Origin of the sequence: Serratia sp. BNK-23 (assembly GCF_047456145.1) — a bacterium.
Taxonomy (GTDB): domain Bacteria; phylum Pseudomonadota; class Gammaproteobacteria; order Enterobacterales; family Enterobacteriaceae; genus Serratia; species Serratia nematodiphila.
Genome location: NZ_CP179900.1, coordinates 4,933,211 through 4,960,209, shown reverse-complemented (window position 1 = coordinate 4,960,209; position 26,999 = coordinate 4,933,211). Strand labels below are relative to the sequence as shown.

Genomic DNA, 26,999 nt, shown 5'->3' with positions numbered 1-26,999 from the left:
CGCTTAGCTTTTTTTCTTGTCGCGGCTGTGCAGACCGCGTTTTTCCAGACCACGGTAAATCAGCTGCTGCTGCAGGATGGTCACCAGGTTGCTGACGATGTAGTACAGCACCAGACCGGACGGGAACCACAGGAAGAACACTGTGAAGATCACCGGCATGAAGGTCATGATTTTCTGCTGCATCGGGTCAGTCACGGTGGTCGGCGACATCTTCTGAATGAAGAACATCGTCACGCCCATCAGGATTGGCAGGATGTAGTACGGGTCTTGCGCCGACAGGTCATGGATCCACAGGGCGAACGGCGCGTGGCGCAGCTCGACCGAACCCATCAGCATGTAGTACAGCGCCAGGAAGATCGGCATCTGAATGATCAGCGGCAGACAGCCGCCGAGCGGGTTCACTTTCTCCGCCTTGTACAGCGCCATCATCTCTTGGCTCATGCGCTGTTTGTCATCGCCGATGCGCTCGCGCATCGCCTGCAGCTTCGGCTGCAGCATGCGCATTTTCGCCATCGAGGTGTACTGCGCCTTGGTCAGCGGGTACATGATGCCGCGCACGATGAAGGTGATGATGATGATGGAGAAGCCCCAGTTACCGATAAAGCCGTGGATGAACTTCAGCAGTTTGAACAGCGGCTGGGAGATGAACCAGAGCCAACCGTAATCCACGGTCAGATCCAGGTGTGGCGCCAGCTGAGCCATCTGGTCCTGCAGCTCCGGGCCGACCCACAGGGTCGCGTTCAGCTGTTGCTGAGCGCCCGGCTGCACCACGACCGGTGTAGATTTGAAGCCGATGGTGGACAGGTTGTCACCCGGTTTGGCGGTGTAGAAGGTGTTGTCACCCTTGGTCGCCGGCACCCACGCGGTGGCGAAGTACTGCTGCAGCATCGCAACCCAACCGTCTTTGGTGGTGACGCTCAGGTTTTCGTCTTTGTCGAACGCGTATTTCTGGTACTTGTCCTCGCTGGACGAGTACGCCGCGCCGCGGAAGGTGTGCAGCGCGAAGTTGCTGCTGCCGGTGTCACGGTGCTTAGGCAATTCGGTGGTCTGCTTCAGCTGGCCGAACAGGGTCAGCTCCAGCGGCGTCGCGCCTTTGTTGTCGATGCTGTAATCCACGCCGACCGCATAGTGGTTGCGTTTGAGCACGAAGGTCTTGGTGTAGATCGCGCCGTCTTTACCGGTGTAGGTCAGCGGGATGCGCAGCTCGTCCTGGCCTTCCGGCAGGGTGTAGCTGTCTTGCGCCGCCTGATACAGCGGGCGTTCGCCGTTGGCCGGGTTGTCCGGGCCGTTTTTACCGGTCAGGCCGCTTTGCGCCTGATAGACGAACGACGGGGTGGTTTCCAGCAGTTGGAACGGAGTCGATGAACCCAGAGTATCCGGGTAGGCCAACAGTTTAGCCTGCTCGATATCGCCACCACGGGTGTTGATGGTCAGTGACAGCACGTCGGTGTTCACGGTAATCAGCTTACCCTGACCACTGGCTGGCACGGCCTGGCTGGCGGCATCACCGGCTACTGCGTTCGAAGTCTGTTGCGTGGTCTGTGCGGCCGGCTGCGGAGCGTTGTCCGTTTGCCATGCCTGCCAGATCATGAAAGACACGAACAGCAGAGCGATGAGAAGAAGATTGCGTTGCGAATCCATCGTTAGTGTTCTCTGTTATCGTCGGTTTTTGGCGGCACCGGATCATCGCCACCTGGGTTCAAAGGGTGGCATTTTAATACGCGTTTCAATGCTAACCAACTGCCTTTTATCATGCCAAACCTGCTTAATGCCTCAATTGCGTAATGAGAGCATGTCGGCTGGAAGCGACAACGAGGCCCTAGCAGCGGGCTGATGACGAGCTGATAGGCCCGCACCAGCCCGATCAGGATGCGGGAGCCTGGCGACAGTGGCGACGCCATAATTTATCCAAAGCTTCCGTCAGCGCGCGGTTATCCAAATCCGCTATCCCCTTTTTGGCCACCACGACAAAATCCATCGCCGGTAATTCGTGCTGACGCAGGCGGAAGCTTTCGCGGGTTAGGCGTTTGATCCGATTACGCTCGTGCGCGCGTTTGACGTGTTTTTTGGCGACGGTAAGACCGATGCGGGGATGCCCCAGCTGGTTCAGGCGGCCGAGGATGGTGATTTGCGGCGTGCCAGCCCGTTGTGGCTGCTGGAAGACGAAAGTGAAATGAGTGGGAGTTAACAAACGTAACTCCCTGGGAAAAGCGAGCTTAACCACTCAGCGGGTTAGCTTTATTACTTAGAAACAGTCAGACGAGCACGGCCTTTCGCACGACGGCGGGCCAGAACTTGACGACCATTTTTGGTGGCCATACGAGCACGGAAACCGTGGCTACGGTTGCGCTTCAATACGGACGGTTGGAAAGTGCGTTTCATAGCGATTTCTACCTAAACTTAAAATAATTACTGATCAGTAAACGCGTTTGGCTACTCGGCGTGAAGATGACCGACGCCTCAATCGCAATACATAAAGAAGCGGGATTGTAATAATTGTACAGTCCTGAGTCAATTCGCATCGCGCCAGCCTACCTGGTTGTCTGCCAGTAACGGAACAAAATCCGCTCTTGGCCCGTGGTCACCGCAGAATCCTGTCTGGCTAATGACGCACCATAAGGAACCAGGTATCACACGTAGGGCGAAGATTATACGGACTCGGGGTGAAATCGCAAGGATCCCCGTGAGATCCTTTGCGCGCGATCGCAGGATCCGACGTGGATAACAGGGTATAACCGGTTGACAATGTAAAAAATGCGGCGCAGCGGCCGGGATCTGCGCGGTCATTCGGCGCCGGCGGCGAAAAGATCGCCGCCGGCCGCGGCCTGTGGATAAAATGGATCTAATCTGTGAGGAAGGGGAGGATCTCTTGCGCGGATTGCGCTATGATCCGTCATTCCGATCGCGATCCCTCATGCCGGGATCGTGAGGGACACAAACCGTGAAAGGCGGTTCGCATCCCCCACAGGCAAACAGCCGATGCCGGGTATGTGTCAAAAATCATGAGTTATAAAAAAGTTGCCCGTTTCTTTTCTTTATTGATCTTGTTCGAGTGGAGTCCGCCGTGTCACTTTCGCTTTGGCAGCAGTGTCTTGCCCGATTGCAGGATGAGTTACCTGCCACAGAATTTAGTATGTGGATTCGCCCATTGCAGGCGGAACTGAGTGACAACACCCTGGCGCTGTACGCGCCAAACCGTTTTGTGCTGGATTGGGTTCGCGATAAGTACTTAAACAACATCAATGGTCTGCTGAATGATTTCTGCGGCACGGATGCGCCTTTGCTGCGTTTTGAAGTCGGCAGCAAGCCGATCACGCAGGTGATCAGCCAGACCGTGACCGCCAGCGTCAGCAGCGCCCCTGCGGCTCCGGCGGCGCGCACGGCCGCGCCTTCGCGCCCGAGCTGGGACAACGCTGCGGCGCAGCCCGAGCTCTCTTACCGCTCCAACGTCAACCCTAAACACACCTTCGACAACTTCGTCGAGGGTAAGTCCAACCAGCTGGCGCGCGCGGCGGCTCGCCAGGTGGCGGACAATCCGGGCGGCGCCTACAACCCTTTGTTCCTGTATGGCGGCACCGGCCTGGGTAAAACTCACCTGCTGCACGCGGTGGGCAACGGCATCATGGCGCGCAAGGCCAACGCCAAAGTGGTCTACATGCACTCGGAACGCTTTGTGCAGGACATGGTCAAAGCGTTGCAGAACAATGCCATCGAAGAGTTTAAGCGCTACTACCGTTCGGTCGACGCGTTGCTGATCGATGACATCCAATTCTTTGCCAACAAGGAGCGTTCGCAGGAAGAGTTCTTCCATACCTTTAACGCCCTGTTGGAAGGCAATCAGCAGATCATCCTGACTTCGGATCGCTACCCTAAAGAGATCAACGGGGTGGAAGATCGTCTGAAGTCCCGCTTCGGCTGGGGGCTGACGGTGGCGATCGAGCCGCCGGAGCTGGAAACCCGCGTGGCGATCCTGATGAAAAAGGCCGACGAAAACGACATTCGCCTGCCGGGCGAAGTGGCGTTCTTCATCGCCAAGCGCCTGCGTTCCAACGTGCGTGAGCTCGAAGGGGCGCTGAACCGCGTGATCGCCAACGCCAACTTTACCGGCCGGGCCATCACCATCGATTTCGTGCGCGAAGCGCTGCGCGATCTGCTGGCGCTGCAGGAAAAGCTGGTCACCATCGACAATATCCAAAAGACGGTGGCGGAGTATTACAAGATTAAAGTCGCGGATTTGCTGTCCAAGCGGCGTTCGCGATCCGTTGCCCGCCCGCGCCAGATGGCGATGGCGCTGGCGAAGGAACTCACCAACCACAGCCTGCCGGAAATCGGCGATGCGTTTGGTGGCCGCGACCATACCACGGTGTTGCACGCCTGCCGGAAGATCGAGCAGTTGCGTGAGGAAAGTCACGACATCAAAGAAGATTTCTCCAATTTAATCAGAACATTATCTTCATAGCGCTATGAAATTTATCGTTGAACGTGAGCATCTGCTAAAACCGCTGCAACAGGTGAGCAGCCCGCTGGGCGGCCGCCCGACCTTGCCGATCCTGGGCAACCTGCTGCTGCAGGTGACGGAAGGCTCCCTGCTGCTGACCGGCACCGATCTGGAGATGGAGATGGTGGCGCGCGTCGCCCTGTCCCAGCCGCACGAGCCGGGCGCGACGACTGTGCCCGCGCGCAAATTCTTTGATATCTGCCGTGGCCTGCCGGAAGGGGCGGAGATCGCCGTCACGCTGGAGAGCGAGCGCATGCTGGTGCGGTCCGGCCGCAGTCGCTTCTCGCTGTCCACGCTGCCCGCGGCGGACTTCCCGAACCTGGACGACTGGCAGAGCGAGGTGGAGTTCACCTTGCCTCAGGCGACGCTGAAGCGCCTGATCGAAGCCACCCAGTTCTCGATGGCCCATCAGGACGTGCGTTACTACCTGAACGGCATGTTGTTTGAAACCGAAGGCGAAGAGCTGCGCACCGTCGCGACCGACGGCCACCGCCTGGCGGTGTGCTCGATGCCGATAGGCCAGCAGCTGCCATCGCATTCGGTGATCGTGCCGCGTAAAGGGGTGATGGAACTGGTGCGTCTGCTGGACGGCGGCGACTCGCTGCTGCAGCTGCAGATCGGCAGCAACAACATCCGCGCCCACGTTGGCGATTTCATCTTCACGTCCAAGCTGGTTGACGGCCGTTTCCCGGACTATCGCCGCGTCTTGCCGAAGAATCCGGACAAAACGCTGGAAGCCGGCTGCGATCTGCTCAAGCAGGCGTTTGCCCGCGCTGCCATTCTCTCGAACGAGAAATTCCGCGGCGTGCGGCTGTACGTCAGCCAGAACCAGCTGAAGATCACCGCCAACAACCCGGAGCAGGAAGAGGCGGAAGAGATCCTCGACGTCAGCTACGACGGCGCGGAGATGGAGATCGGCTTCAACGTCAGCTACGTGCTGGACGTGTTGAACGCGCTCAAGTGTGAAGACGTGCGCCTGCTGTTGACCGACTCGGTCTCCAGCGTGCAGATCGAAGACGGCGCCAGCCAGGCGGCGGCCTACGTTGTCATGCCAATGCGGTTGTAGTCTCGTTACCTTGAATTACAGCACCGTCATCGGTAAAGAGATTGCATGGCTCTGACGCGTTTATTGATTAAAGATTTCCGCAATATCGAGGCGGCGGATTTGGCGCTGGCGCCGGGATTCAACTTCCTGGTCGGCGCCAACGGCAGCGGCAAGACTAGCGTGCTGGAGGCGGTGTATACGCTCGGCCATGGCCGCGCCTTCCGCAGCCTGCAGGCCGGTCGGGTGATCCGCCACGACCAACCGGAGTTCGTGCTGCATGGCCGCATCGAAGGCGCGGAGCGCGAGCTGTCGGTAGGATTGAGCAAGAGCCGTCAGGGTGACAGCAAAGTACGCATCGATGGCAGCGACGGCCACAAGGTGGCCGAGCTGGCGCAGCTGCTGCCCATGCAGCTGATCACCCCCGAAGGTTTTACCCTGCTGAACGGCGGGCCGAAATTCCGGCGCGCTTTCCTGGACTGGGGCTGTTTTCATAACGAACCCGGTTTTTTCACCGCCTGGAGCAACCTGAAACGGTTACTGAAGCAGCGCAATGCCGCGCTGCGCCAGGTGAGTCGCTATGCGCAGATCCGCGCCTGGGATCAGGAACTGATCCCGCTCGCGGAGCGCATCAGCGAATGGCGGGCGGAATACAGCGACGCGATCGCCGCGGATATCACCGCGACCTGCGCGCAGTTTCTGCCTGAATTCGCCCTGAGCTTCTCCTTCCAGCGCGGCTGGGACAAAGAGAGCGACTACGGCGAGCTGCTGGAGCGCCAGTTTGAGCGCGACAGGGCGTTGACCTATACCGCGGTGGGGCCGCATAAAGCGGACTTTCGCATTCGTGCCGACGGCACGCCGGTAGAGGATTTGTTATCGCGCGGTCAGCTTAAGCTGCTGATGTGCGCGTTGCGCTTGGCGCAGGGTGAGTTTCTCACCCGGCAGAGCGGGCGGCGTTGCCTGTATCTGATTGATGATTTTGCCTCCGAGCTGGACACCGGCCGTCGCCGGTTGCTGGCCGATCGCCTGAAAGCCACCCAGGCCCAGGTTTTTGTCAGCGCGGTCAGCGCTGAACAAGTGACCGACATGGCCGGTGAAAAGGGCAAGATGTTCCGCGTGGAACAGGGTAAAATAGAGGTTCAACCACAGGACTAAAATGAGCGAGAAACGTTGATGTCGAATTCTTATGACTCCTCAAGTATCAAGGTATTAAAAGGGCTGGATGCGGTGCGCAAGCGCCCGGGCATGTATATCGGCGATACCGATGACGGCACCGGTCTGCACCACATGGTATTCGAGGTTGTGGACAACGCTATCGACGAAGCGCTCGCGGGCCACTGTAGTGACATTCAGGTCACCATCCATGCCGACAACTCGGTATCGGTACAGGATGACGGCCGCGGCATTCCGACCGGCATTCACCCGGAAGAAGGGGTTTCAGCCGCAGAGGTCATCATGACCGTGCTGCACGCCGGCGGTAAATTCGACGACAACTCCTATAAAGTTTCCGGCGGCCTGCACGGCGTGGGCGTCTCGGTGGTTAACGCCCTGTCGGAGAAACTGGAGCTGGTGATCCGCCGCGAAGGCAAAGTGCACGAACAAACTTACAGCCACGGCGAGCCGCAGGCGCCGCTGAACGTGGTGGGCGAAACCGAGCAGACCGGCACCATGGTGCGCTTCTGGCCGAGTCACCAGACTTTCACCAATGTGACCGAATTCGAGTACGACATTCTGGCCAAGCGTCTGCGCGAGCTGTCCTTCCTCAACTCCGGCGTGTCTATTCGCCTGAAGGACAAGCGCACCGACCGTGAAGACCACTTCCATTACGAAGGCGGCATCAAGGCGTTTGTCGAGTACCTGAACAAGAACAAAACCCCGATCCACCCGAACGTGTTCTACTTCTCCACCGTGAAAGACGACATCGGCGTGGAAGTGGCGCTGCAGTGGAACGACGGTTTCCAGGAAAACATCTACTGCTTCACCAACAACATTCCGCAGCGCGACGGCGGCACGCACCTGGTCGGTTTCCGTACCGCGATGACCCGTACGCTGAACAGCTACATGGAGAAGGAAGGTTACAGCAAGAAGGCCAAGGTCAGCGCCACCGGCGATGACGCGCGTGAAGGCCTGATCGCCGTGGTGTCGGTGAAGGTGCCGGATCCGAAGTTCTCTTCTCAGACCAAGGACAAGCTGGTCTCTTCCGAGGTGAAAACCGCGGTTGAAACGCTGATGAACGAGAAGCTGGTGGATTACCTGATGGAGAATCCGGGCGACGCGAAAATCGTGGTCGGCAAAATCATCGACGCGGCGCGCGCGCGCGAAGCGGCGCGTAAAGCGCGTGAGATGACCCGCCGCAAAGGCGCGCTGGATCTGGCCGGCCTGCCGGGCAAGCTGGCGGACTGCCAGGAACGCGATCCGGCGCTGTCCGAACTGTACCTGGTGGAAGGGGACTCCGCGGGCGGCTCTGCCAAGCAGGGGCGCAACCGCAAGAATCAGGCTATCTTGCCGCTGAAGGGTAAAATCCTCAACGTCGAGAAAGCGCGTTTCGACAAAATGCTCTCTTCGCAGGAAGTGGCGACGCTGATCACCGCGCTGGGTTGCGGCATCGGCCGCGACGAGTACAGCCCGGACAAGCTGCGTTATCACAGCATCATCATCATGACCGATGCCGACGTCGACGGTTCGCACATCCGTACGCTGCTGTTGACCTTCTTCTACCGCCAGATGCCGGAAATCATCGAGCGTGGCCACGTATTCATCGCACAGCCGCCGCTGTACAAGGTGAAGAAAGGCAAGCAGGAGCAGTACATCAAAGATGACGAGGCGATGGATCAGTACCAGATCGCCATCGCGATGGACGGCGCTACGCTGCACACCAACGCCAGCGCACCGGCGCTCGGCGGCGAGCAGTTGGAAAAACTGGTGGCCGAGCACTACGGCGTGCAGAAGCTGATCGGCCGCATGGAGCGCCGCTACCCGCGCGCGCTGCTGAACAGCCTGATCTATCAGCCGACGCTGAACGAAGGCGATCTCAGCGATGAAGCCAAGGTGAAAACCTGGATCGCTTCGCTGGTGCAGGCGCTGAACGACAAAGAGCAGCACGGCAGCAGCTATGACTTCGTGATCTTCGAGAACCGCGAACGCCAGATGTTCGAGCCGGCGCTGCGCATCCGCACCCACGGCGTGGATACCGACTACAAGCTGGACTTCGACTTCATCCACGGCGGTGAATACCGCAAGATCTGCCAGCTGGGCGAGCAGCTGCGCGGGCTGATCGAAGAGGGCGCGTTCATCGAGCGCGGCGAACGCCGTCAGCCGGTAGACAGCTTCGAACAGGCGCTGGAGTGGCTGGTGAAAGAGTCGCGCCGCGGCCTGTCGGTGCAGCGTTATAAAGGTCTGGGCGAGATGAACCCGGAGCAGCTGTGGGAAACCACCATGGATCCGGAAAGCCGCCGCATGCTGCGCGTGACCGTCAAGGACGCCATCGCTGCCGATCAGCTGTTCACCACGCTGATGGGCGATGCGGTTGAACCGCGTCGCGCCTTTATCGAAGAAAACGCCCTGAAAGCGGCGAACATCGATATCTGATGCGTTAATGGCTGTGAAAATCCGCGCCGGGCGACCCGCGCGGATTTTTTTTGGCCTTTTTTGGCGCTGACAGCCGAGGCTGAAACGCGTTAGCATGAATAAAAACCACTGGGAGAAGCGTTGAATGGCTATTGAACTGATTGCGATCGACATGGACGGCACGTTGCTGGATCCGCAGCATCAAATCACGCCGGCGGTAAAGCAGGCTATCGCGGCGGCGCGGCGCAAAGGGGTGCACGTGGTGCTGGCCACCGGGCGGCCTTATGTCGGCGTGCAGGACTATCTGCGCCAGTTGGACATTCAGGGCCCCGGCGATTTCTGTATCACCTATAACGGCGCGCTGGTGTTGCGCGCGGTCGACGGCGCCTGCATCCTGCAGGAAACCCTGGGCTTCGAGGATTATCTGCATTTCGAGCAGATGGCGCGCGAGTTAGGTGTTCACTTCCAGGCGTTTGATTTCGATACCTTGTATACCCCGAACAAGGACATCGGCAAGTACACCATACACGAGGCGGAAATGACCGGCATTCCGCTGAAATACCGCAGCGTGGAAGAGATGGATCGCCAGATGCGTTTTCCAAAAGTGATGATGATCGACGAACCGGCGCTGCTGGACAGCGCCATCGCGCGCATCCCGGAGGAAACGCGCGCGCGTTACACTATCTTGAAAAGTGCGCCTTACTACCTCGAGATCTTACATAAAAACGTCGATAAGGGCGCCGGGGTGAAAATGCTGGCCGAGCACCTCGGCGTGGCGCGGGAAAACATCATGACGCTGGGGGATCAGGCTAACGATACGGCGATGATCGAATATGCCGGCGTCGGTGTGGCGATGGGCAACGCCATTCCCGAGCTGAAAGCGGTGGCGCAGTTTGTCACCAGCGCCAATACCGAAGACGGCGTGGCGCGCGCTATCGAGAAGTTCGTGCTCAACGCCTGAGAAAACGGGGCGCTGCGGCGCCCCTTTATACTTTCGCCAACACCCCTTTGGCGATCTGCAGATCCTGAATCGCCAAGCCGGTGAGATCGGCGATGGTGATGTGCTGCGGCTCGCGTCGTACCCGCCCGCCCTGCGCCAATGCGGCGCCCATTTCGACGATCGGCGTTGAAGTCAGCTTGTTCTGCCGATAAGCCGTCGCGATCTCGCCATAGTCTGTGCACTGAGCCAGCGCATCGACCAACAGCGCGTCAGCGCGGGCCACCAGCTCGGTCGCCAGCTCCTGCTTACCGGGCGCGTCGGCACCCACTGCGGTAATGTGCGTGCCGGGCCGAACATCCGCCGCCTGCAAAATCGGTTCGCGGCTGGGCGTGGTGGTGACGATCAGCTGACAGTGCGCCGCCAGCTCCGCCGCATCCTGCGTGACCCGCACCCGAAAACCCTCAGCCTCGGCATCGCGCCGATACGCCGCCAGCGCCTGTTCGTTGCGGCCCCACACCCATACCTCGCGGCAATCGGTCACCGGTTTCAGACATTGCAGCTGCAACCGCGCCTGCAGGCCGGTGCCGACCATGCCGATCGCCTGAATATGCGGCGGCGCGCACAGCTCGGCGACGATGCGGCCGGCCAGGGCGGTGCGCAGCGCGGTCAGCCAACCTTCATCTTGCAGCAGCGCCTGCGGCTCGCCGGTCTGGGCGGAGAACGCCATCATCAGCCCCTGATTGCTCGACAGGCCGTGTTCGGCATTGCGATAGAAACCGGTAGAGATCTTGACCACGAACAGTTCGTCGCTTTCCAACCAGGCGGACTTGATGCAGCAGTCGCCGGCGGCCTGCTCGAACAGGAAATGCTGTACCGGCGGCTGTTGCACCCGCTGTTGCGAGTAGGCGATAAAACCCTGCTTCAGCAGCGGCGTAATGGCCTCGGCGTCGAACGCGGCGAGGATTTGCTGCTGATTAAGGATGCGCATCGGCGATGGCCTTGAGGTATTTCTCCAGCACGATGTTTTTACCGCACAGAACCACCGCCACCTTTTTACCTCGGTATTCCGGCGCCAGTTTGATCGCCGCCGCCAGCGCTACGCCGGCCGCGCCTTCGATAATCCAGCGATCGCTGGCGGCGATCCGGCGCATCGCGTGTTTGATCTCCGCCTCGCTGACCAGCACTTTACGGTCAATCAGCTGCTGGCACAGCGGGAAGGTCACTGCGCCCGGCTCGACGCCGCCGGCGGTGCCGTCGGACAGGGTTTCTTGTTCTTCCACCGGGAAGATATGGCCGGCTTCCAGCGCGCTGTACAGGCTGGTGGCGTTTTCCGGCCAGCAGGCGATAAGCTGCGTGTTCGGCGACAGTTGCCGCAAAACGGTGCCGATGCCGGCGATATAGCCACCGCCGCCGACCGCCACGAACACCGCGTCAAGATCGGCGAGTTGTTCAACCAGCTCCATGCCGCAGGTGCCCTGGCCGGCAATGACCTGCTCGTCGTTATACGGCGAGATGTAGGTTTTCCCCTGTTCGCGTGCGGCTTGTTCCCCCGCCAGTTCGGCGTTCAGCGCGTCGCCCGGCACCAATTCCACGGTGCCGCCCAGCGCCCGGATGGTGTCGAGCTTGATGCTCGCCGCCGTCTCCGGCGCATAAACCGTGACGCCAACGCCCATCCGTTGCCCCGCCAGGGCGACAGCCTGGCCGTGGTTGCCGGTTGAGGCGGCGATCACGCCGCGCCGGCGTTGCTCGTTATCCAACAGCCGCAGCTTGTTGCTGGCGCCGCGAAATTTAAAGGAACCGGTGTGCTGCAGGTGATCGCATTTCAAATACAGCTCGCAGCCCAACTGCTGAGAAAGCAGCACGCTGCGCTCCAGCGGCGTGACCCGCACCTGAGGGCGCAGTTGCTGATGAGCGGAAACAATGGCATCGAAGAGGGTGTTCATACCGGCTCCAGAAGATTTATTTGGACTTAAAAATCCAGCTTGTACTTTTTTGTATTGATTGTAAACCCTACCCACAACCGTCGGTCAAAACCGGTCATGGCATTGTGTGATCGCGCTTACGGCTAAAAATAATCGTTAAATTATAGTTTAACGGCACGATTTTTTATTTATTTGCGTTAAGGAAGTCGCAGTCTCTCATTTATTTTTAATTAGGGAACGATAATGAAAAAAATATTGCTCGCTTCATTAACCTATGCCGCGCTGACGCCGTTTTGTTTCGCCGCCAAGGATGTGACCACCCAGCCAGAGGTTTATTTTCTGCAAGAATCGCAGTCGATAGATAGCCTGGCGTTATTACCGCCGCCGCCCGCGATGGACAGCATCGATTTTATGAATGACAAGGCACAATATGATGCAGGAAAATTATTGCGTAATACTGAACGAGGCAAACAGGCTTATAACGACGCTCAGGTTACCGGAGATGGCGTCGCCGCCGCTTTTTCCGGCGCATTCGGTACGGAAATTGCGCAGGATAAAACGCCGGAGCTGTTCAAGCTGGTGATGAAAATGCGTGAAGATGCAGGCGATCTGGCTACCCGCAGCGCCAAGAATCACTATATGCGCATTCGGCCATTCGCTTTCTACCAGGAACCTACCTGTCGCCCGGATGATGAAGGCACGTTATCGAAGAACGGCTCCTATCCTTCAGGGCATACCACCATCGGCTGGGCGACCGCTTTGGTGCTGGCGGAGATCAATCCCGCCAATCAGGGGGCGATACTGCAGCGTGGTTATGAGATGGGCCAAAGCCGAGTGATCTGCGGCTATCACTGGCAGAGCGACGTGACCGCCGCGCGCTTGGTCGCTTCGGCCATCGTTGCTCGGCTGCATGCGGAGCCCACTTTCGCTGCGCAGTTGCAACGGGCCAAAACGGAGTTCAACGCCCTGAAAAAGTAACCTTGCCTGCAAACGGCGGCGGCGATATGAAACGCTGCCGCCGATCCGGTAAGATGACGGCTCAGTGCCAGCATGTGCAGGAGAGCCGCCATGAGCCATCGGGAAAAACAACTGACTTTCGACCCTCGTGGGCATCAGTTAACCAATATCAACGTCTGGACGCCGGACAGTCAATGGCTGGCTTATGACGTGCGCCCGCGTGGCGCCTCTTTCACCGGCCTCAGCATCGAGCGTGTCAACGTCGCCAGCGGCGCGGTGGAGGTGATTTATCGCGCCCAGCACGGCGCCCACGTTGGCGTGGTCACGGTCAGCCCCGATGCGCCGGCGCGCTATGCCTTTATTCACGGACCTGAGCACCCGGACAGCGCCTGGCAGTATGATTTTCACCACCGCCGCGGGGTGATCGTCAGCGAACCGGATCGCGAGTTGGCCATCACCCTCGACGCGCTGGATATCACCGCGCCCTATACCCCCGGCGCGCTGCGCGGCGGCAGCCACGTGCACGTTTTCAGTCCGGACGGCAGCCGCCTCAGCTTTACCTACAACGATCACGTGATGCATGAACGCGATCCGGCGCGCGATCTGCGCAACGTCGGCGTGGCCGTGCCGCTGCACGGGGTTAATCCGCCAAAACAGCACCCGCGTGAGTACGACGGCAGCCACTATTGCGTGTTGGTCAGCGAGACGGTGCCGCAGCCGCAGCCGGGTAGCGATCAGATCAATCGCGCTTACGAAGAAGGCTGGATCGGGCGCGAAGGCTACCGTAAGGCCGACGGCAGCCGGCAGCGCTGGGCGCTGGCATTTATCGGCGATACGTTGTCCGCTGCCGGAGAGAAGCTGTCTGAGGTGTTTATCGTCGATCTGCCGGAGAACGACGTCGACTACGCCCGGGCGGGCGCTCTGCCGCTGCAGGGGACGGAAAGCGAGCTGCCGGCGCCGCCGCTTGGCGTCAGGCAGCGGCGGGTAACCTTTACCGGGGATCGCCGTTTTCCTGGCGTGGCTGGTGCGCCGCGCCACTGGTTGCGCAGTTCGCCGGACGGCAGCCAGATAGCTTTTCTGATGAAGGACGACGGCGGCGTGGTGCAGCTGTGGACGGTGTCGCCTAACGGTGGCGAGCCGCGCCAGGTGAGCCGCAGCGAGCATGACATCCAGTCGGCGTTCAGCTGGCACCCGCAGGGCGGGACGATAGCCCTGGTGTGCGACAACAGCGTGATGCTGTGCGAGGTGGCCAGCGGTCGCCTGCAGCGTTTGACGCAGCGCAGCGTGCAGCCGCCGTCGGGGGATGCCGTGGTGTTCTCGCCGGATGGCAAGAAAGTGGCGTTTATGCGCGAGATAGCGGGGTTCAACCAGATCTTCGTGGTTGAGGCGTAAGACGGGCCTGATGACCCGCTGCTTGCGCGATTAGTGCGTGGCGGTGCTGTCGTCGCCCTGGCCGGGATTGCCGGTCGCCGCCAAATTCTGCTGCTCGCTGCGCAGGATACGCGCTTTTGGCGAGTCTGCGGTGGCGTCGTTGCCGGAGCGCAGATAGTCGTAAGGCAGCAGCACGGTATCCATCACCGCGGAGAACGGCAGATCCAGCGCCACCAGCGGCATCATCGCCCAGCTGGTGTTGTCGTCCTTCAGCATGTCCACGCTGGCGCGGGTGCCGGGATAGTAACCCTGATTCGGGCCGGTATGGCTCATCACGCTGGAGCAACCGCTGGTCGCCAACAACATGCAGCCCGTCGCTATCGCTTTCATCGTCGTCATTAATCCATCCTGCAGGGTTGCTGTGCCCCTAAATTAAGCTGATTTATAACATCCTGTTGCTGCTTTAAAAGAAGCAAAATCCCGCTCTGTGGCGGCTCTCTCACTTTAGTGTAAGTGGTAAAAAAAACTTTTACCTTATTGGTGCAAATTTTTTTGATCCTCGCCTGTTGAATTGATGAAAGCAACCCCCATTTTATCATCAGAGCCGAATTGAGAATTCGCCGTAAGGGAATTCTGGCTTAATTAGCCTGTCCAGAGTGGAAGGCGTATTTATTTCAACCTCGCTGAAGTGCCTTAGGAGGCTGTTTTATGCGTAATTTTGATCTTTCCCCGCTATACCGTTCCGCCATTGGTTTCGATCGCCTGTTCAACGCGCTGGAGGCTGGCCAGAGTCAGGGCAACGGCGGTTATCCCCCTTATAATGTCGAGCTGGTGGATGAAAATCATTATCGGATCGCCATCGCGGTAGCCGGGTTTGCCGAGCAGGAGCTGGAGATCACCACGCAGGACAATCTGCTGATCGTGCGCGGGGCGCACAACAATGAACCGGCAGAAAAAACCTATTTATATCAGGGCATCGCCGAGCGTAATTTCGAGCGTAAATTCCAGCTGGCCGAACATATTCAAATTAAAGGCGCCAAACTGGAGAATGGCCTGTTGTATATCGACATGCAACGCATCGTGCCGGAAACATTAAAACCGCGCCGCATCGAAATTAAATAAATTTCCGTTTCGCCGGCAGGTACGCTGCCGGTAAATATGAAGTCATGATTAGCCTGCCGTCAGGGGGCTGAATAAACACATCTCGCTTAATGAAAGGAGTTGTTCCTATGCGTAATTACGATTTATCCCCGCTTCTGCGTCAGTGGATTGGTTTTGATAAATTGGCCAGTTCAATGGGCGGCCAGGAACCCCAGGGGTTCCCGCCGTATAACATCGAGAAAAGTGACGACAATCACTACCGCATTTCTCTGGCGCTGGCCGGTTTCCGGCAGAGCGAACTGAATATTGAAGTGGAAGGGCCGCGGCTGACCGTCAGCGGTAAACCCACGCCGCCGGAAAAACAGGTCGAGTACCTGCATCAGGGGCTGGTGTGCAAAGAGTTCCAGTTGACCTTCACCCTGGCGGAACACCTGCAGGTGTCCGAGGCCAAATTTGAAAATGGCCTGTTGCACATCGATCTGGTGCGTCAGGTGCCGGAAGCCTTGCAGCCTCAGCGCATCGCCATCGGCGCGACGCCGGAGCTGGAAGCGAAATAACCGGCTGAAAAACGGTCATCATCATGCGGGGGAGATCCAAACGGATCTCCCCCGTTGCGTTATGTGGCGCACGCCACAGTCCCCCCGTCTGCCCGATGCCATAATCCTTGTTAATTGTGTGTCTTTGGCCGCAAATCCCATGTTCAACTTTGGCAAGGATGTGACCTATGAGCGATATCGCCCTGACCGTCAGCATGTTGGCGTTGGCGGCCGTCATTGGGCTGTGGATGGGGAACTGGAAGCTGTATGGCGTCGGGTTGGGCATTGGCGGCGTGCTGTTCGGCGGTATCCTGGTCGGCCACTTTGCCCAGAGCGGGCAAATCAGCCTGAATGGGGACATGCTGCACTTTATCCAGGAGTTTGGCCTGATCCTGTTCGTCTACACCATCGGCATCCAGGTCGGCCCCGGTTTCTTCTCTTCGCTGCGCGTCTCCGGTCTGCGGCTCAACGCCTTCGCGGTGCTGCTGGTGCTGACCGGCGGCATCGTGGCGGCGGCGGTACACAAGCTGTTCGACGTGCCGCTGCCGATCATCCTCGGTGTGTTCTCCGGCGCGGTCACCAACACCCCGGCGCTGGGCGCCGGTCAGCAAATCCTGACCGATCTCGGTTCCGATCCGGCGCTGGTGGACGGCATGGGGATGGGTTACGCCATGGCCTATCCGTTTGGCATATGCGGCATCCTGCTGGTGATGTGGCTGATCCGGCTGATTTTCCGCATCAACATCGAGCGTGAGGCTCAGGCGTTTGAAAGCAGCCTGGGCAATCAGCGCGAGTTGCTGCACGCCATCAACGTGGCGGTGCGCAATCCCAATCTGCAGGGCATGGCGATCAAAAGCGTGCCGCTGCTCAACGGTGAAGCGATCGTCTGTTCGCGCCTCAAGCGCGGGGAGCTGTTGATGGTGCCGGCGCCGCACGAGCGGCTGGAGCTTGGCGACTACCTGCATCTGGTGGGCAAACGCGAAGATCTGGAGAACGCCCGGTTGGTGATCGGCGAAGAGGTGGATGCCTCGCTGTCGACGCGCGGCACTGCGCTGCAGGTGGTGAGGGCGGTGGTGACCAACGAGCAGGTGCTGGGCAAGAAAATCCGCGATCTGAATCTGAAGCAAAAGTATGACGTGGTGATTTCACGCCTCAACCGCGCCGGCGTGGAGCTGGTGGCCGGCAGCAACGTGACGCTGCAGTTTGGCGACATTCTCAACCTGGTCGGCCGGCCGGAGGCCATCGAGGCGGTGACGGCGATTGTCGGCAACGCCCAACAAAAACTGCAGCAGGTGCAGATGCTGCCGGTCTTTATCGGTATCGGCCTCGGGGTATTGCTCGGTTCCATTCCGCTGTTCGTGCCCGGCTTCCCGGCGGCATTGCGGCTGGGGCTGGCCGGCGGGCCGCTGGTGGCGGCGCTGATCCTGGGGCGCATCGGCAGCATCGGCAAGCTGTACTGGTTTATGCCGCCGAGCGCCAACCTGGCGCTGCGCGAACTGGGCATCGTGCTGTTTCTGGCGGTGGTTGGTTTGAAATCGGGCGGTAACTTCATCGATACGTTGCTGCACGGCGAGGGGCTGACGTGGGTCGGGTACGGCGCCTTGATCACCGCGATTCCGCTGCTGAGCGTCGGTATTCTGGCGCGCACGGTGGGCAAGATGAACTACCTGACGCTGTCCGGCATGCTGGCGGGATCGATGACCGATCCGCCGGCGCTGGCGTTTGCCAACGGTCTGCATCCCACCAGCGGCGCCGCGGCGCTGTCTTACGCCACCGTTTATCCGCTGGCGATGTTCCTGCGCATCATGTCGCCGCAGCTGCTGGCGGTGCTGTTCTGGACGCTGTAATCCATCAGGGCGCCGTAGCGGCGCCCTGATGGATTGCGCTTAGTTCGCTTCCTGATGCGCACGCTCGATCTCTTCTGCCAGGATCGCCACGCCGCGCTCGATTTTCTCCGGGTCGGGCACGTAGTTCATGCGCATGCACTGGTGGGTGTGCGGCCAGTCGTGCTCCAGCCCCGGGAAGAAGTAGTGGCCCGGCACCATCAGCACGCCGCGCTTTTTCAGGCGCTGATACAGCACCTCGGTGGTGATCGGCAGATCCTTGAACCACAGCCAGAGGAAGATGGCCCCTTCCGGTTTGTGGATCAGGCAGCGCTCCGGCGACAGGTAGCGGCGGATAATCTCGATGGTGTGTTCGACGCGCTGTTTGTAAAACGGGCGAATCACCTCGTTCGACAGGCGCAGCAGATCGCCGCGCGCGATCATTTCCGTCGCCATCGCCGGCCCCATGCTGCCCGGCGACAGGCTGATGATGCCGTTCATGTTGGTCAGCGCGGTGATCACCTTCTCGTCGGCGATCACGATGCCGCAGCGCGAGCCCGGCAGGCCGAGTTTGGACAGGCTCATGCACAGGATGGTGTTCGGGTTCCACAGCGGCGTGGCGTCGCTGAAGATAATGCCGGGGAACGGCACGCCGTAGGCGTTGTCGATCACCAGCGGAATATCGCGCTGCTGCGCCAGCAGGTCGAGCTTCATCAGCTCTTCGTCGGTGATCACGTTGCCGGTTGGGTTGGTCGGCCGTGAAACGCAGATCATGCCGATGTCGTCGCCGATGGTGAGGTGTTCGAAATCAACGTGATATTTGAACTGGCCGTCCGGCAACAGCTCGATGTTCGGTTTGGCGGAGACGAACAGCCCTTCGTCCAGCCCGGCATCGGCATAGCCGATATATTCCGGCGCCAATGGGAACAGCACGCGGCGGCGCGAACCGTCGGCGTAGCGGCCGGCGAACAGGTTGAACAAGTAGAAAAATGCGCTTTGGCTGCCGTTCGTCAGTGCAATATTCTGTGGCGAAATCTCCCAGCCGAGCTCGTCGCGCAGCAGATTGGCCAGCGCTTTCAGCAGCGCGTCCTTGCCTTGCGGGCCGTCGTAGTTGCACAGCGCCTCGGTCAGTTTGCCCTGGTCGAGCATCTCCTGGCACAGCTGTTTGAAGTAGGCTTCCATCTCTGGGATCTGCGCCGGGTTGCCGCCGCCGAGCATGATGGCACCGGGGGTGCGCAGGCCTTCGTTCAGGTCGTCCATCAAACGGGTAATGCCCGCATAACGGGTAAATTTTTCGCCGAAAAGTGAGAAAGTCATAGGTGCAGCAGTACTGTTTTTTAGCAGGTAATCCCCCACCATACCGCCAGACAAATTCCTCTGCAATGCGGCCGACAAATCGACCAATGGGCAAAAGCTTTGCTCATTAGCCGATTGTCAGCATATTACGCTGTATTATTGTGACCGTTCGCCGGCCCATACCACCATCACCTTATCGTCGCCGAGTCGACGGCTGAAGGCATAGTAGGCGGCATGCGGCTGCGGGGTTTGCACGCCGCCACCGATCGCCGGGTGGCGAGCGCGGAACTGCCCCAACCGTTGCCAGTGGGCCAGCAGCGAGGCTTTTTCCCCCTGCAACTCAGGCCAGTTCATGTCGGAGCGGGTGCCCTGCAGCGGATCGGAACCGGTTGGGCCGAGCGGGCGGCCGCTTTCATCGCCGTAGTAAATCTGCACCGCCCCTGGCGCCAGCAACAGCAGGTTCGCCGCCCGCTGTTGGCGCACCTGCGAGCCTTTGGCGTCGCTGGCGAAGAACAGCCGGGTGTCATGTGAAGAGAGGTAGCTCAACACGTTGAAATCCTGCAGCCGCTCGGCCATCTGTCGGTAGGTGGCATCGATGTCGGCAAAGCAGCCCAGCGCCTGCGACGCCTGGTCCTGGAAATCGAAGTTGATCATCGCGTCGAAGCCGTTTTGGTAATAGTCGCTTTTCATCACCCCGTGGCCCCAGGCCTCGCCGGTCATCCAAAACGGCGCGTCATCCAGCGCCTGCTGCGGATGCTCCGCTTTCCACGCCGCCAATGCCGCCGTGGCGCGCCGCTTCAACAGCGCCAGCGTCGGTTTTTCCACGTGCTTGGCGGTGTCGACGCGAAAACCGTCGATGCCGTAATCACGCACCCACTGGCTGAGCCAGACGGTCAGGTAATCGCGGGTGGTGGCACCGGGCATGTCGCGAGCGGCGGTGTCGGGTTTGTGGCGATAGAACAGCGGCAGGCCGCTGGCGCCGGGCGCTTCGGTTTTGATGTCCGGCAGGAAGGCCAGCGACATCGTCAGGTCGTCATAGCCCGGCGCGTCATAGTCGCCGATGTCGGTGCGGATCCAGTTTTTCCCCCACCATGGGCGCCAGCCCGCCTTGTCGCTGAAATTGATGTAGTCGTTGAAGCTGTGCCAGTTTTGCCCTGGCCCGGGGCGCCAGTCGCTCCAGTTTTTCCCCAGGGTTTTCTCCACCTCTGCACCCTGCAGATACAGCGAGCCGAAGTGGAACGTTTGCATATCCGCCAGCGTGGCGTAGCCGACATGGTTCACCACCACGTCGAACAGAATGCGAATGCCGCGCTGATGGGCCTGCTCGACCAGCGTGCGCAGCTCCTGTTCGGTGCCCATGTTGGCGTCGAGGCGCGTCCAGTCCAGCGCGTAATAGCCGTGATAGGCGTAATGCGGGAAATCGCCTTGGGTGCCGCCGCCGACCCAGCCGTGGATCTGCTCCAGCGGTGAGCTGATCCACAAGGCGTTGACGCCGAGCTGCTGCAGATAATCCAGCTTCTGCGTCAGGCCGGCCAGATCGCCGCCGTGAAAGGTGCCTATTTCCTGCAGGCCGTCGCTGCGGCGCCCGTAGCTGTGGTCATTGGCCGGATTGCCGTTCTCAAAGCGATCGGTCAGCACGAAGTAGACCGTGGCGTTATGCCAACTGAACGCCGCCGGTTTCGCCGTGGCGGCGGATTCCAGCAGCAACAGGCCGCCGCTGGCGGCGGCGGGCTGCAGCGTGATTTTCCCCTGGCTCACCTGCGCCGTTTGGCCGGAATAGAAATCGCGCAGCGTTTCGCCTTCGGCGAAGGTGGAGGCGACGTCGACCGTGACCGGCTTGCCGTCCCAGCGCGGGCAGCTGCGCACGGCAACGGCGGCGCTTTCCGGCGCGCTGCTCAGGCTGAGCTGCAGCGTCGGCGTGCCGCTGCGGGTGTCGATGCGCACCTGATAATCGCCGGCGCGGAACTGCCGCCAGCTGGCCGGCGGATGGGCGCCGCAGGGCTGCAGCGACAGCGTTTGGTTAAGCTTCACCGCCTCGGCGGGCTGCCAGCAGTGGTTATCCTGATACAGCCGCAGCGGCAGTTGGCCTTTGGGCAGCGCGGCCTGGCTGGCGAACAGCCCGGCGGCAGTTTCGTCGAAGGCCGGGAAACCCGCCAACGTCCAGCCGGCCAGTGCCGAAGGCGACAGCAGTATCAACAAGGGCAGGGGTAACAGTTTCATGGCTCTCCTTACGCGTGGCAGGAAGCGTTTTTTCCGCTGGGTAGCGCCAGTGTGGCAAACGGCGGAAAAATGGCCTCCTCCCTGCGAGGGTTTTTCGGGGAGGAGGAGAAGGGCGGAGCGTTTTCGGATTGATTCGGCTTGGCTTTGCGCGCGCGCTGCGGCAGATTAAACGATGAACATCAAAGGAGGTTAGCGATGACGGACAAAAACTGGCGAGAAGAGATCGTTCGGGCAATTCAGGATGCCGAATTGCAGCACTTCGCCGAAGAACATCAGCTGCAGGCGCTGTTCGCGCCGCAGCAGGAAGAGCAACACGGCCGGTTATCCGCAGACCACCGGCCGCGCTGAGTTATTTCCGCAACAGCTGCGGATTGACGCAGTTTTCTTTCACCGTGCCGGTCAATGCCGCGATCAAGTTATCCACCGCGCAGGCGGCCATGCCGTAGCGGGTTTCATGGGTGGCGGAGCCGATGTGCGGCAACGCCACCACGTTCGGCATGCTGAGCAGCGGCGAATTGGCCGGCAGCGGCTCTTTCTCGAACACGTCCAACCCGGCGGCGTGGATCACGCCGTTTTGCAGCGCTTCGATCAACGCCTGCTCATCCACCACCGGCCCGCGGCCGGCGTTGATCAGAATGCCGCTTTTCTTCATTTTCGCCAGCTGATCGCGGCCGATCAGATGGAAAGTTTGTTCGGTCAGCGGCAACGTGATGCAAACGAAATCCGATTCGGCCAGCAGGGTATCCAGATCGCAGCGACGGGCGTTGAAGCGTTGCTCCGCCTCTTCGTGCGTGCGGCGGGCGTTGTACAGCACCGGCATGCCGAAGCCGAAGTGCGCGCGCTGCGCCAGCGCCAGGCCGATGCGCCCCATGCCGAGGATGCCGATGGTTTTGTGGTGCACGTCGACGCCGAACCAGTCCGGCCCGATGCTGCCGCGCCATTCGCCGGCCTTCACCCGCTCCGCCACTTCCACCACCCGGCGCGCGGTCGCCAGCACCAGGCTCATGATGGTGTCGGCGACGGTTTCGGTCAGCACCGTCGGGGTATGCATCAGCAGCACGTTATGGGCGTTGAGCGCCTCGACGTCGAAGTTGTCGTAGCCGACGGAAACGGTCGAGGCCGCGCGCAGTTTGGGCGCCTGCTGCAGGAAAGCTTCGTCAATTTTACCGCCGGAACCGATGATCCCTTCGGCCTGCTGCAGCGCCTGGCGCAGTTCGTCGCGGTTCTCCGGCTGCAGGCCGTTGAAGGCGTGCACGGTGAAGTGCTGTTCCAGACGTTCACGCAGATCGGCGGGCAGGCTTTTGTACAATACGATAGAAGGCTTCATCACGAACTCCAGCTGGGCCAAAGGGGGCATGGCGCCCCCCCGGTTGGGTTAACAGAGAAAAAGTATAACCGGATCAAGCCAATTGTGGCTGGATCTCGTTGCGGGCGGGCTTGACGATCAGCGTCAGCACCACCGCCACCACCAGTGCGATGGCCATAAACATGTAAGAGGCCGCCGGGCTGCCGGTGGCGCCATTCAGATAGCCGACGAACCACGAACCGAAGAACGAACCCAGCGCGCCCATGCTGTTGATCAGCGCCATGGCGCCCCCGGCGACGTTTTTCGGCAGCATTTCCGGAATGATGGCGAAGAACGGCCCATAAGGGGCGTACATCGCGGCGCCGGCGACCACCAGCAGGCCGTAGGAGATCCAGAAGTGGTTGGTGCCGACGGCGTAAGAGCCGAAGAACGCCAGCGCGCCGATCAGCAGCAGCGGCCAGACGAACAGCTTGCGGTTTTGCATTTTGTCCGACGCCCAGGAGACGACGATCATGGCGATGGTTGCCGCCAGGTAAGGCACCGCCGACAGCCAGCCGGCTTCCACCATGCCCATCTGCATGCCGCTGCGCAGGATGGAAGGCAGCCACAGCACGAAGCCGTACACGCCGATGCTCCAGGCGAAGTACTGCACGCACAACAGGATCACGTTGCGTGAGCGGAAGGCTTCGCCGTAGTTGCGCACGGCCTTGATGCCTTTCTGTTCTTCGTCCAACTGCTGTTGCAGCGCCTGTTTCTCATCGGCGCTCAACCAGCCGGCCTGCGCCGGTTTGTCTTTCGCCAGCACCCACCAGCAGAACGCCCAGATAACCGCCGGAATGCCCTCGATGATGAACATTTCGCGCCAGCCGAAGGCGTGGATCAGGTAGCCTGACACCACAGACATCCACAGCACCGTCACCGGGTTGCCGAGGATCAGGAAGGTATTGGCGCGTGACCGCTCCGATTTGGTGAACCAGTTGCTGATGTAGATCAGCATCGCCGGCATCACCGCCGCTTCCACCACGCCGAGGATAAAGCGGATGGCGGCCAACATCGGGATATTGCTCACCACGCCGGTCAGCGAGGCGCAACCGCCCCACAGGATCAGGCACCAGAAGATCAATTTTTTGACGCTGCGGCGTTCGGCGTAGATGGCGCCGGGAATTTGGAAGAAGAAATAACCGAGGAAAAACAGCGCGCCCAGCAGCGAGGCCATGCCCTTGGTGATGCCGAGATCCTCATTGATGCCGGCGGCGGAGGCGAAGCTGAAGTTGGCGCGATCGAGATAGGCCAGGCTGTAGGTGATAAACACGATGGGCATGATGTACCACCAGCGTTTGGCCGCGACAGTCGCTTTGTTCATGTTCAGTATCCTTCAGTGGTGTTGCATCCCCTTCGCCCGGCATGCCAGAAGAAGGGGCAGATGCTCTCCCGACGCGTCCCGGTTGTAGGGCCAGAGGCTGACGTCATGCGGAGAAGTCGTTTTTTTATTGTTATTCGGCCAGCGCCGCGCGGGTCGGCAGGCCTTCGCTGTCGCCGATGGCCTGGATCGCCAGCGAACCGATTTTGTTGCCGCGCTGCACCGCCTGTACCAGCGTTTTGCCTTCCAGCAGGGCGCTGAGGGTGCCGACGGCAAAGCCATCACCCGCCCCCACGGTATCCACCACGTTGTCGACCTTGACTGCGGCCACCGCCGCCTTATCGCCGGCGGCGGTTTTAAACCAGGCGCCGTCCGGGCCGGTTTTGATGATCACCGCCTGCACGCCGCGTTCCAGATAGAAATCGGCGATGCCTTCCGGCGTCGATTGGCCGGTGAGGATCTGCCCCTCTTTCAGCCCCGGCAGCACCCAGTCGGCGGCGAACGCCAGCTGGTTCAGCTGCTCGATCATCACCTCGCGGCTGGGCCACAGCACCGGGCGCAGATTGGGGTCGAACGAAATGGTTTTGCCCATGGCGCGCATCTCGCGCGCCGCATGGTGGCACAGCGCCAGCGATTCGCCGGACAGCGCCGCCGCCACGCCGCTCAGGTGCAGGTGGCGCGCGGAACCGAAATACTCGCGGTTAAAATCGGCAATCGACAGGTGGCTGGCCGCCGAGCCCTTGCGGAAGTACTCCACGCTGGGATCGGTACCATCGGTGGTTTTGGATTTCACCTGAAAACCGGTCGGATAGTGGCCATCGACCGTCACCTGCCGGTAGTTGATGCCTTCTTTTTTCAGCTGCTGCAGGGCGAAGCGGCCGAACGAGTCATTGCCGACGCGGCTGACCCAGCCGACGTTCATGCCCAGACGCGCCAGGCCGATCGCCACGTTCAGTTCGGCGCCGGCGATGCGTTTGGTGAAGGTTTCCACCTCCGCCAGGTCGCCGGTTTGCGCCGCCACGAACATCGCCATGGCTTCGCCCAGCGTGACCACATCCAGGGGCGTCTGCTGCGCCGTCGTTGCCGTTAACGTTGTCATCATGGGGTTACTCCGCACGCAAAATATTGACGTAATGACGGGTGACGGCCTCCAGGTCATCGCCCTGCAACGGGAATTCGATACCGCGCGGCGCATCGTGCGGCAGGCGGGCCAGCAGATCGCGCCAGCTGCCGTCGGTATCGTCCAGCGCGACGGCGCGCCAGCCGCGCGGGCCTTGGGTGGCGGCTTTGACGTGCACGTAACCGACGTGGCGGGCCAGGCGCTCGGCGGCGGCGAAGGCGTCTTGCCCCACCCACAGCCAGTTGGCCATATCGAAGGTCATGCTGACCGGCAGATGGCTATCTTCCGCGGCGTGGAAAAAGGCGTTCAGCATCGACAAAATGCCGCAGTCCGGCGTTTGGTCGTTTTCGACCACCAGCTTGACCGGGTGTTGCTCCAGCGCCACTTTCAGCTCGGTAAAATCGAAGCCGGGGCGGAAATGACCGAGGGACAGCTTCAGCTGGCGCGCGTTCAGCGCCTGCGCTTCCGCCAGCAGCGCCGGCAGGTTGGGGTTCAGCGTATGTTGCGGGGTGAACAGCGCCTCAGGGGCGGAGTAGACGGCGAACAGCTGCTGGCGATCGATCTCTTGCGCCAGCGCCGGCAGGCTGTCCAGCTCGCCGGCGGCGAACAGTTCGCGGCGGATCTCCACCCCGTCGGCGCCAGCGCCGGCGATGAGGGGCAACAGCGCGCGCTGGCCGCCGTGTTGTTTGACGGTATCGGTGCCGTAGGCGCCGGTGACCACGATGATTTCTGTTTTCATTTTGACTCCTGAGGCGGCATTGTCGCCGCCGCTGCTGTTACCGGTACGTTAAATGGAACCGGTTCCAGCGAAAAGCGGCAGAGTGTAAAAATATGATCGCAATCACGAAGCTGAGCAAAAAACAGCCGGTGAGGGCGGGACGGTTAACGCCCCGGAAAAGGCGGGTTAGCGGGTGGTGGAGCCGCGGACGATCAGCTCGCCGGAGAACATCTGCTCGCCGCTGGGGGCGGCCAGGCCCTGAATGCGATGCACCAGCCGTTCCAGCGCAGCGTGCCCCATTTGGTAGGTGGGCTGTTTCAGCGTGGTGATGCCGACGCCCGCCAGTTCCGCCCACTCCAGTTCGTCAAAGCCCAGCAGGCCGATGTCGTTGCCCCACTGGATGCCGAGCCGACGCATGGCGCGCGCCACCTGCAGCGTCAGGGCGCCGTTGGCGGAGATCACCGCCTTGCGCATGCCGCGGTGGCGGCCGCTGAAATCGCTCAGCACCTGCTCCAGTTTCTGCCGATCGTTGAGCGGCGTTTCGGCCTGCTCCGCCAACAGCGCGGGGTGCTGCGCCATGGTATGCCTGAAGGCGTGCAGGCGTTCCAGGCGGGTATTGACCGTACCGAGCGGCTCGCTGAGGAACAGGATCGCTTCGAAACCTTGTTGCAACAGGTGTTCGGTGGCGACGGTGGCCGCTTCGCGGTTGTTCAGGCCCACCACGTCGCAGGCGAAGTCGGGGATTTTGCGGTCGATCAACACCATCGGCAGCATCGACTGTTGCAGCGTGGATAACGCTTCCTCGCGCATGCCGACCGCGTTGACCACGATACCTTCCACCCGGTAACTGCTGAGCAACTGCAGGTAGTGCTGTTCCTGATTGACTTCGTTGTTGGTATTACACACCAGCAGGGTAAAGCCGTGCTGGCGGCAGGCGGCCTCGATGCCGCGCATCACGTCCACCGAGTAGGGATTGGTGATATCGGCGAGGATCAGGCCGATCAGGCGGGTCTGGCCGCCCTTCAGGCTGCGCGCCATCTGGCTTGGCCGGTAGTCGAGCTGCTGGATCGCCTGTTCGATGCGCTGTTTGAGATCGTCGGAAAGCAGGTGTTGTTCACCATTCAGATAGCGCGACACGCTGGTCTTGCCGGTTTTGGCGATGCTGGCCACATCGCTGATGGTGGCGCGTCCCGATGCGCGCGTTGCCTTGACAGTGCTCACA

25 protein-coding genes are annotated in these 26,999 nt (G+C 60.6%); 11 read left to right on the top strand and 14 right to left on the bottom strand.

Annotation, left to right across the window (positions count from 1 at the left end; genetic code table 11):
• Nucleotides 1–3: 3 nt before the first annotated feature.
• Genes yidC through rpmH form a run of 4 tightly spaced genes read right to left on the bottom strand, consistent with a single transcriptional unit; the run spans nt 4 to nt 2,382 of the window.
• A complete protein-coding gene (gene yidC, locus ACMGF9_RS23540) occupies nt 4–1,641 on the bottom strand; it encodes a membrane protein insertase YidC (RefSeq protein ID WP_004933876.1) in 1,638 nt (545 codons plus the stop codon).
• Between the two features lie 2 nt (nt 1,642–1,643).
• Nucleotides 1,644–1,901 carry a membrane protein insertion efficiency factor YidD gene (gene yidD / locus ACMGF9_RS23535; RefSeq protein WP_004933881.1) on the bottom strand — a complete coding sequence of 86 codons (258 nt, stop codon included), beginning with the start codon at nt 1,899–1,901 and terminating at the stop codon, nt 1,644–1,646.
• Nucleotides 1,865–2,224 (bottom strand): ribonuclease P protein component, encoded by a 360-nt coding sequence (gene rnpA / locus ACMGF9_RS23530; protein WP_004933883.1) that lies wholly within the window; start codon nt 2,222–2,224, stop codon nt 1,865–1,867. The genes yidD and rnpA overlap by 37 nt, the downstream gene beginning before the upstream one ends.
• 17 nt (nt 2,225–2,241) lie before the next feature.
• Nucleotides 2,242–2,382, bottom strand: a complete 141-nt coding sequence (gene rpmH, locus ACMGF9_RS23525; RefSeq protein WP_000831330.1) for a 50S ribosomal protein L34 — start codon at nt 2,380–2,382, stop codon at nt 2,242–2,244.
• Nucleotides 2,383–3,064: 682 nt separating this feature from the next.
• On the opposite strand from rpmH, the gene dnaA reads away from it, so the two are divergent.
• From dnaA to yidA, 5 genes are all read left to right on the top strand, one after another.
• Nucleotides 3,065–4,459: a chromosomal replication initiator protein DnaA gene (gene dnaA, locus ACMGF9_RS23520; protein ID WP_004933889.1), complete on the top strand. Its 1,395-nt coding sequence runs from the start codon at nt 3,065–3,067 to the stop codon at nt 4,457–4,459.
• Between the two features lie 4 nt (nt 4,460–4,463).
• Nucleotides 4,464–5,564, top strand: coding sequence for a DNA polymerase III subunit beta (dnaN, locus tag ACMGF9_RS23515; RefSeq protein WP_004933892.1), 1,101 nt, complete (start codon nt 4,464–4,466; stop codon nt 5,562–5,564).
• 45 nt (nt 5,565–5,609) lie between these two features.
• Nucleotides 5,610–6,695: a DNA replication/repair protein RecF gene (recF, locus tag ACMGF9_RS23510; RefSeq protein ID WP_004933895.1), complete on the top strand. Its 1,086-nt coding sequence runs from the start codon at nt 5,610–5,612 to the stop codon at nt 6,693–6,695.
• Nucleotides 6,696–6,713: 18 nt separating this feature from the next.
• Complete coding sequence (gene gyrB / locus ACMGF9_RS23505; protein ID WP_004933898.1) at nt 6,714–9,128, top strand: DNA topoisomerase (ATP-hydrolyzing) subunit B; 2,415 nt, start codon at nt 6,714–6,716, stop codon at nt 9,126–9,128.
• Between the two features lie 124 nt (nt 9,129–9,252).
• Nucleotides 9,253–10,068, top strand: a complete 816-nt coding sequence (gene yidA, locus ACMGF9_RS23500; protein ID WP_021504165.1) for a sugar-phosphatase — start codon at nt 9,253–9,255, stop codon at nt 10,066–10,068.
• Between the two features lie 25 nt (nt 10,069–10,093).
• On the opposite strand, the gene ACMGF9_RS23495 is transcribed toward yidA, so the two are convergent.
• Nucleotides 10,094–11,035, bottom strand: coding sequence for an ornithine cyclodeaminase family protein (locus ACMGF9_RS23495; protein ID WP_172575043.1), 942 nt, complete (start codon nt 11,033–11,035; stop codon nt 10,094–10,096).
• Nucleotides 11,022–11,990 carry a threonine/serine dehydratase gene (locus ACMGF9_RS23490; RefSeq protein WP_021504163.1) on the bottom strand — a complete coding sequence of 323 codons (969 nt, stop codon included), beginning with the start codon at nt 11,988–11,990 and terminating at the stop codon, nt 11,022–11,024. The genes ACMGF9_RS23495 and ACMGF9_RS23490 overlap by 14 nt, the downstream gene beginning before the upstream one ends.
• Nucleotides 11,991–12,212: 222 nt before the next feature.
• Between ACMGF9_RS23490 and ACMGF9_RS23485 the strand changes: the two genes are divergently transcribed.
• The gene (locus ACMGF9_RS23485; RefSeq protein WP_015376151.1) at nt 12,213–12,947 is read left to right on the top strand and encodes an acid phosphatase; all 735 of its coding nucleotides are present in this window, start codon (nt 12,213–12,215) and stop codon (nt 12,945–12,947) included.
• Between the two features lie 90 nt (nt 12,948–13,037).
• Nucleotides 13,038–14,318 carry a DUF3748 domain-containing protein gene (locus ACMGF9_RS23480; protein ID WP_004933910.1) on the top strand — a complete coding sequence of 427 codons (1,281 nt, stop codon included), beginning with the start codon at nt 13,038–13,040 and terminating at the stop codon, nt 14,316–14,318.
• Nucleotides 14,319–14,348: 30 nt separating this feature from the next.
• Here ACMGF9_RS23480 and ACMGF9_RS23475 read toward each other — a convergent pair whose 3' ends face one another.
• The gene (locus tag ACMGF9_RS23475; RefSeq protein ID WP_033631396.1) at nt 14,349–14,696 is read right to left on the bottom strand and encodes a YceK/YidQ family lipoprotein; all 348 of its coding nucleotides are present in this window, start codon (nt 14,694–14,696) and stop codon (nt 14,349–14,351) included.
• A gap of 309 nt (nt 14,697–15,005) precedes the next feature.
• On the opposite strand from ACMGF9_RS23475, the gene ibpA reads away from it, so the two are divergent.
• The 3 genes from ibpA to ACMGF9_RS23460 all read left to right on the top strand — a co-directional run bounded on the left by ibpA (nt 15,006) and on the right by ACMGF9_RS23460 (nt 17,781).
• Entirely contained in the window at nt 15,006–15,419 is a 414-nt protein-coding gene (gene ibpA / locus ACMGF9_RS23470) for a small heat shock chaperone IbpA (protein WP_004933919.1), read from the top strand.
• 107 nt (nt 15,420–15,526) lie between these two features.
• On the top strand, nt 15,527–15,955 hold the full coding sequence (gene ibpB, locus ACMGF9_RS23465; RefSeq protein WP_004933922.1) for a small heat shock chaperone IbpB: 429 nt from the start codon (nt 15,527–15,529) through the stop codon (nt 15,953–15,955).
• 167 nt (nt 15,956–16,122) lie between these two features.
• On the top strand, nt 16,123–17,781 hold the full coding sequence (locus tag ACMGF9_RS23460; RefSeq protein WP_380692284.1) for a putative transporter: 1,659 nt from the start codon (nt 16,123–16,125) through the stop codon (nt 17,779–17,781).
• Nucleotides 17,782–17,820: 39 nt separating this feature from the next.
• Here the strand turns inward: ACMGF9_RS23460 and ACMGF9_RS23455 are convergent, their stop codons facing one another.
• A complete protein-coding gene (locus ACMGF9_RS23455) occupies nt 17,821–19,074 on the bottom strand; it encodes a valine--pyruvate transaminase (RefSeq protein WP_015376153.1) in 1,254 nt (417 codons plus the stop codon).
• Between the two features lie 135 nt (nt 19,075–19,209).
• Nucleotides 19,210–21,273 carry an alpha-amylase gene (locus ACMGF9_RS23450; RefSeq protein WP_414160457.1) on the bottom strand — a complete coding sequence of 688 codons (2,064 nt, stop codon included), beginning with the start codon at nt 21,271–21,273 and terminating at the stop codon, nt 19,210–19,212.
• 195 nt (nt 21,274–21,468) lie between these two features.
• On the opposite strand from ACMGF9_RS23450, the gene ACMGF9_RS23445 reads away from it, so the two are divergent.
• Nucleotides 21,469–21,621, top strand: coding sequence for a hypothetical protein (locus ACMGF9_RS23445; RefSeq protein ID WP_015376155.1), 153 nt, complete (start codon nt 21,469–21,471; stop codon nt 21,619–21,621).
• A 1-nt stretch (nt 21,622) separates the two neighbouring features.
• On the opposite strand, the gene ghrB is transcribed toward ACMGF9_RS23445, so the two are convergent.
• The 5 genes from ghrB to ACMGF9_RS23420 form a co-directional block, all read right to left on the bottom strand.
• On the bottom strand, nt 21,623–22,600 hold the full coding sequence (gene ghrB / locus ACMGF9_RS23440; protein WP_033631399.1) for a glyoxylate/hydroxypyruvate reductase GhrB: 978 nt from the start codon (nt 22,598–22,600) through the stop codon (nt 21,623–21,625).
• A 73-nt stretch (nt 22,601–22,673) separates the two neighbouring features.
• Nucleotides 22,674–23,942, bottom strand: a complete 1,269-nt coding sequence (locus ACMGF9_RS23435) for an MFS transporter (RefSeq protein ID WP_004933942.1) — start codon at nt 23,940–23,942, stop codon at nt 22,674–22,676.
• Nucleotides 23,943–24,072: 130 nt separating this feature from the next.
• On the bottom strand, nt 24,073–25,038 hold the full coding sequence (locus ACMGF9_RS23430) for a sugar kinase (RefSeq protein ID WP_033645233.1): 966 nt from the start codon (nt 25,036–25,038) through the stop codon (nt 24,073–24,075).
• Between the two features lie 7 nt (nt 25,039–25,045).
• On the bottom strand, nt 25,046–25,798 hold the full coding sequence (locus tag ACMGF9_RS23425) for a sugar phosphate isomerase/epimerase family protein (RefSeq protein WP_021504157.1): 753 nt from the start codon (nt 25,796–25,798) through the stop codon (nt 25,046–25,048).
• Between the two features lie 165 nt (nt 25,799–25,963).
• Complete coding sequence (locus ACMGF9_RS23420) at nt 25,964–26,998, bottom strand: LacI family DNA-binding transcriptional regulator (protein ID WP_015376159.1); 1,035 nt, start codon at nt 26,996–26,998, stop codon at nt 25,964–25,966.
• Nucleotide 26,999 lies beyond the last annotated feature (1 nt).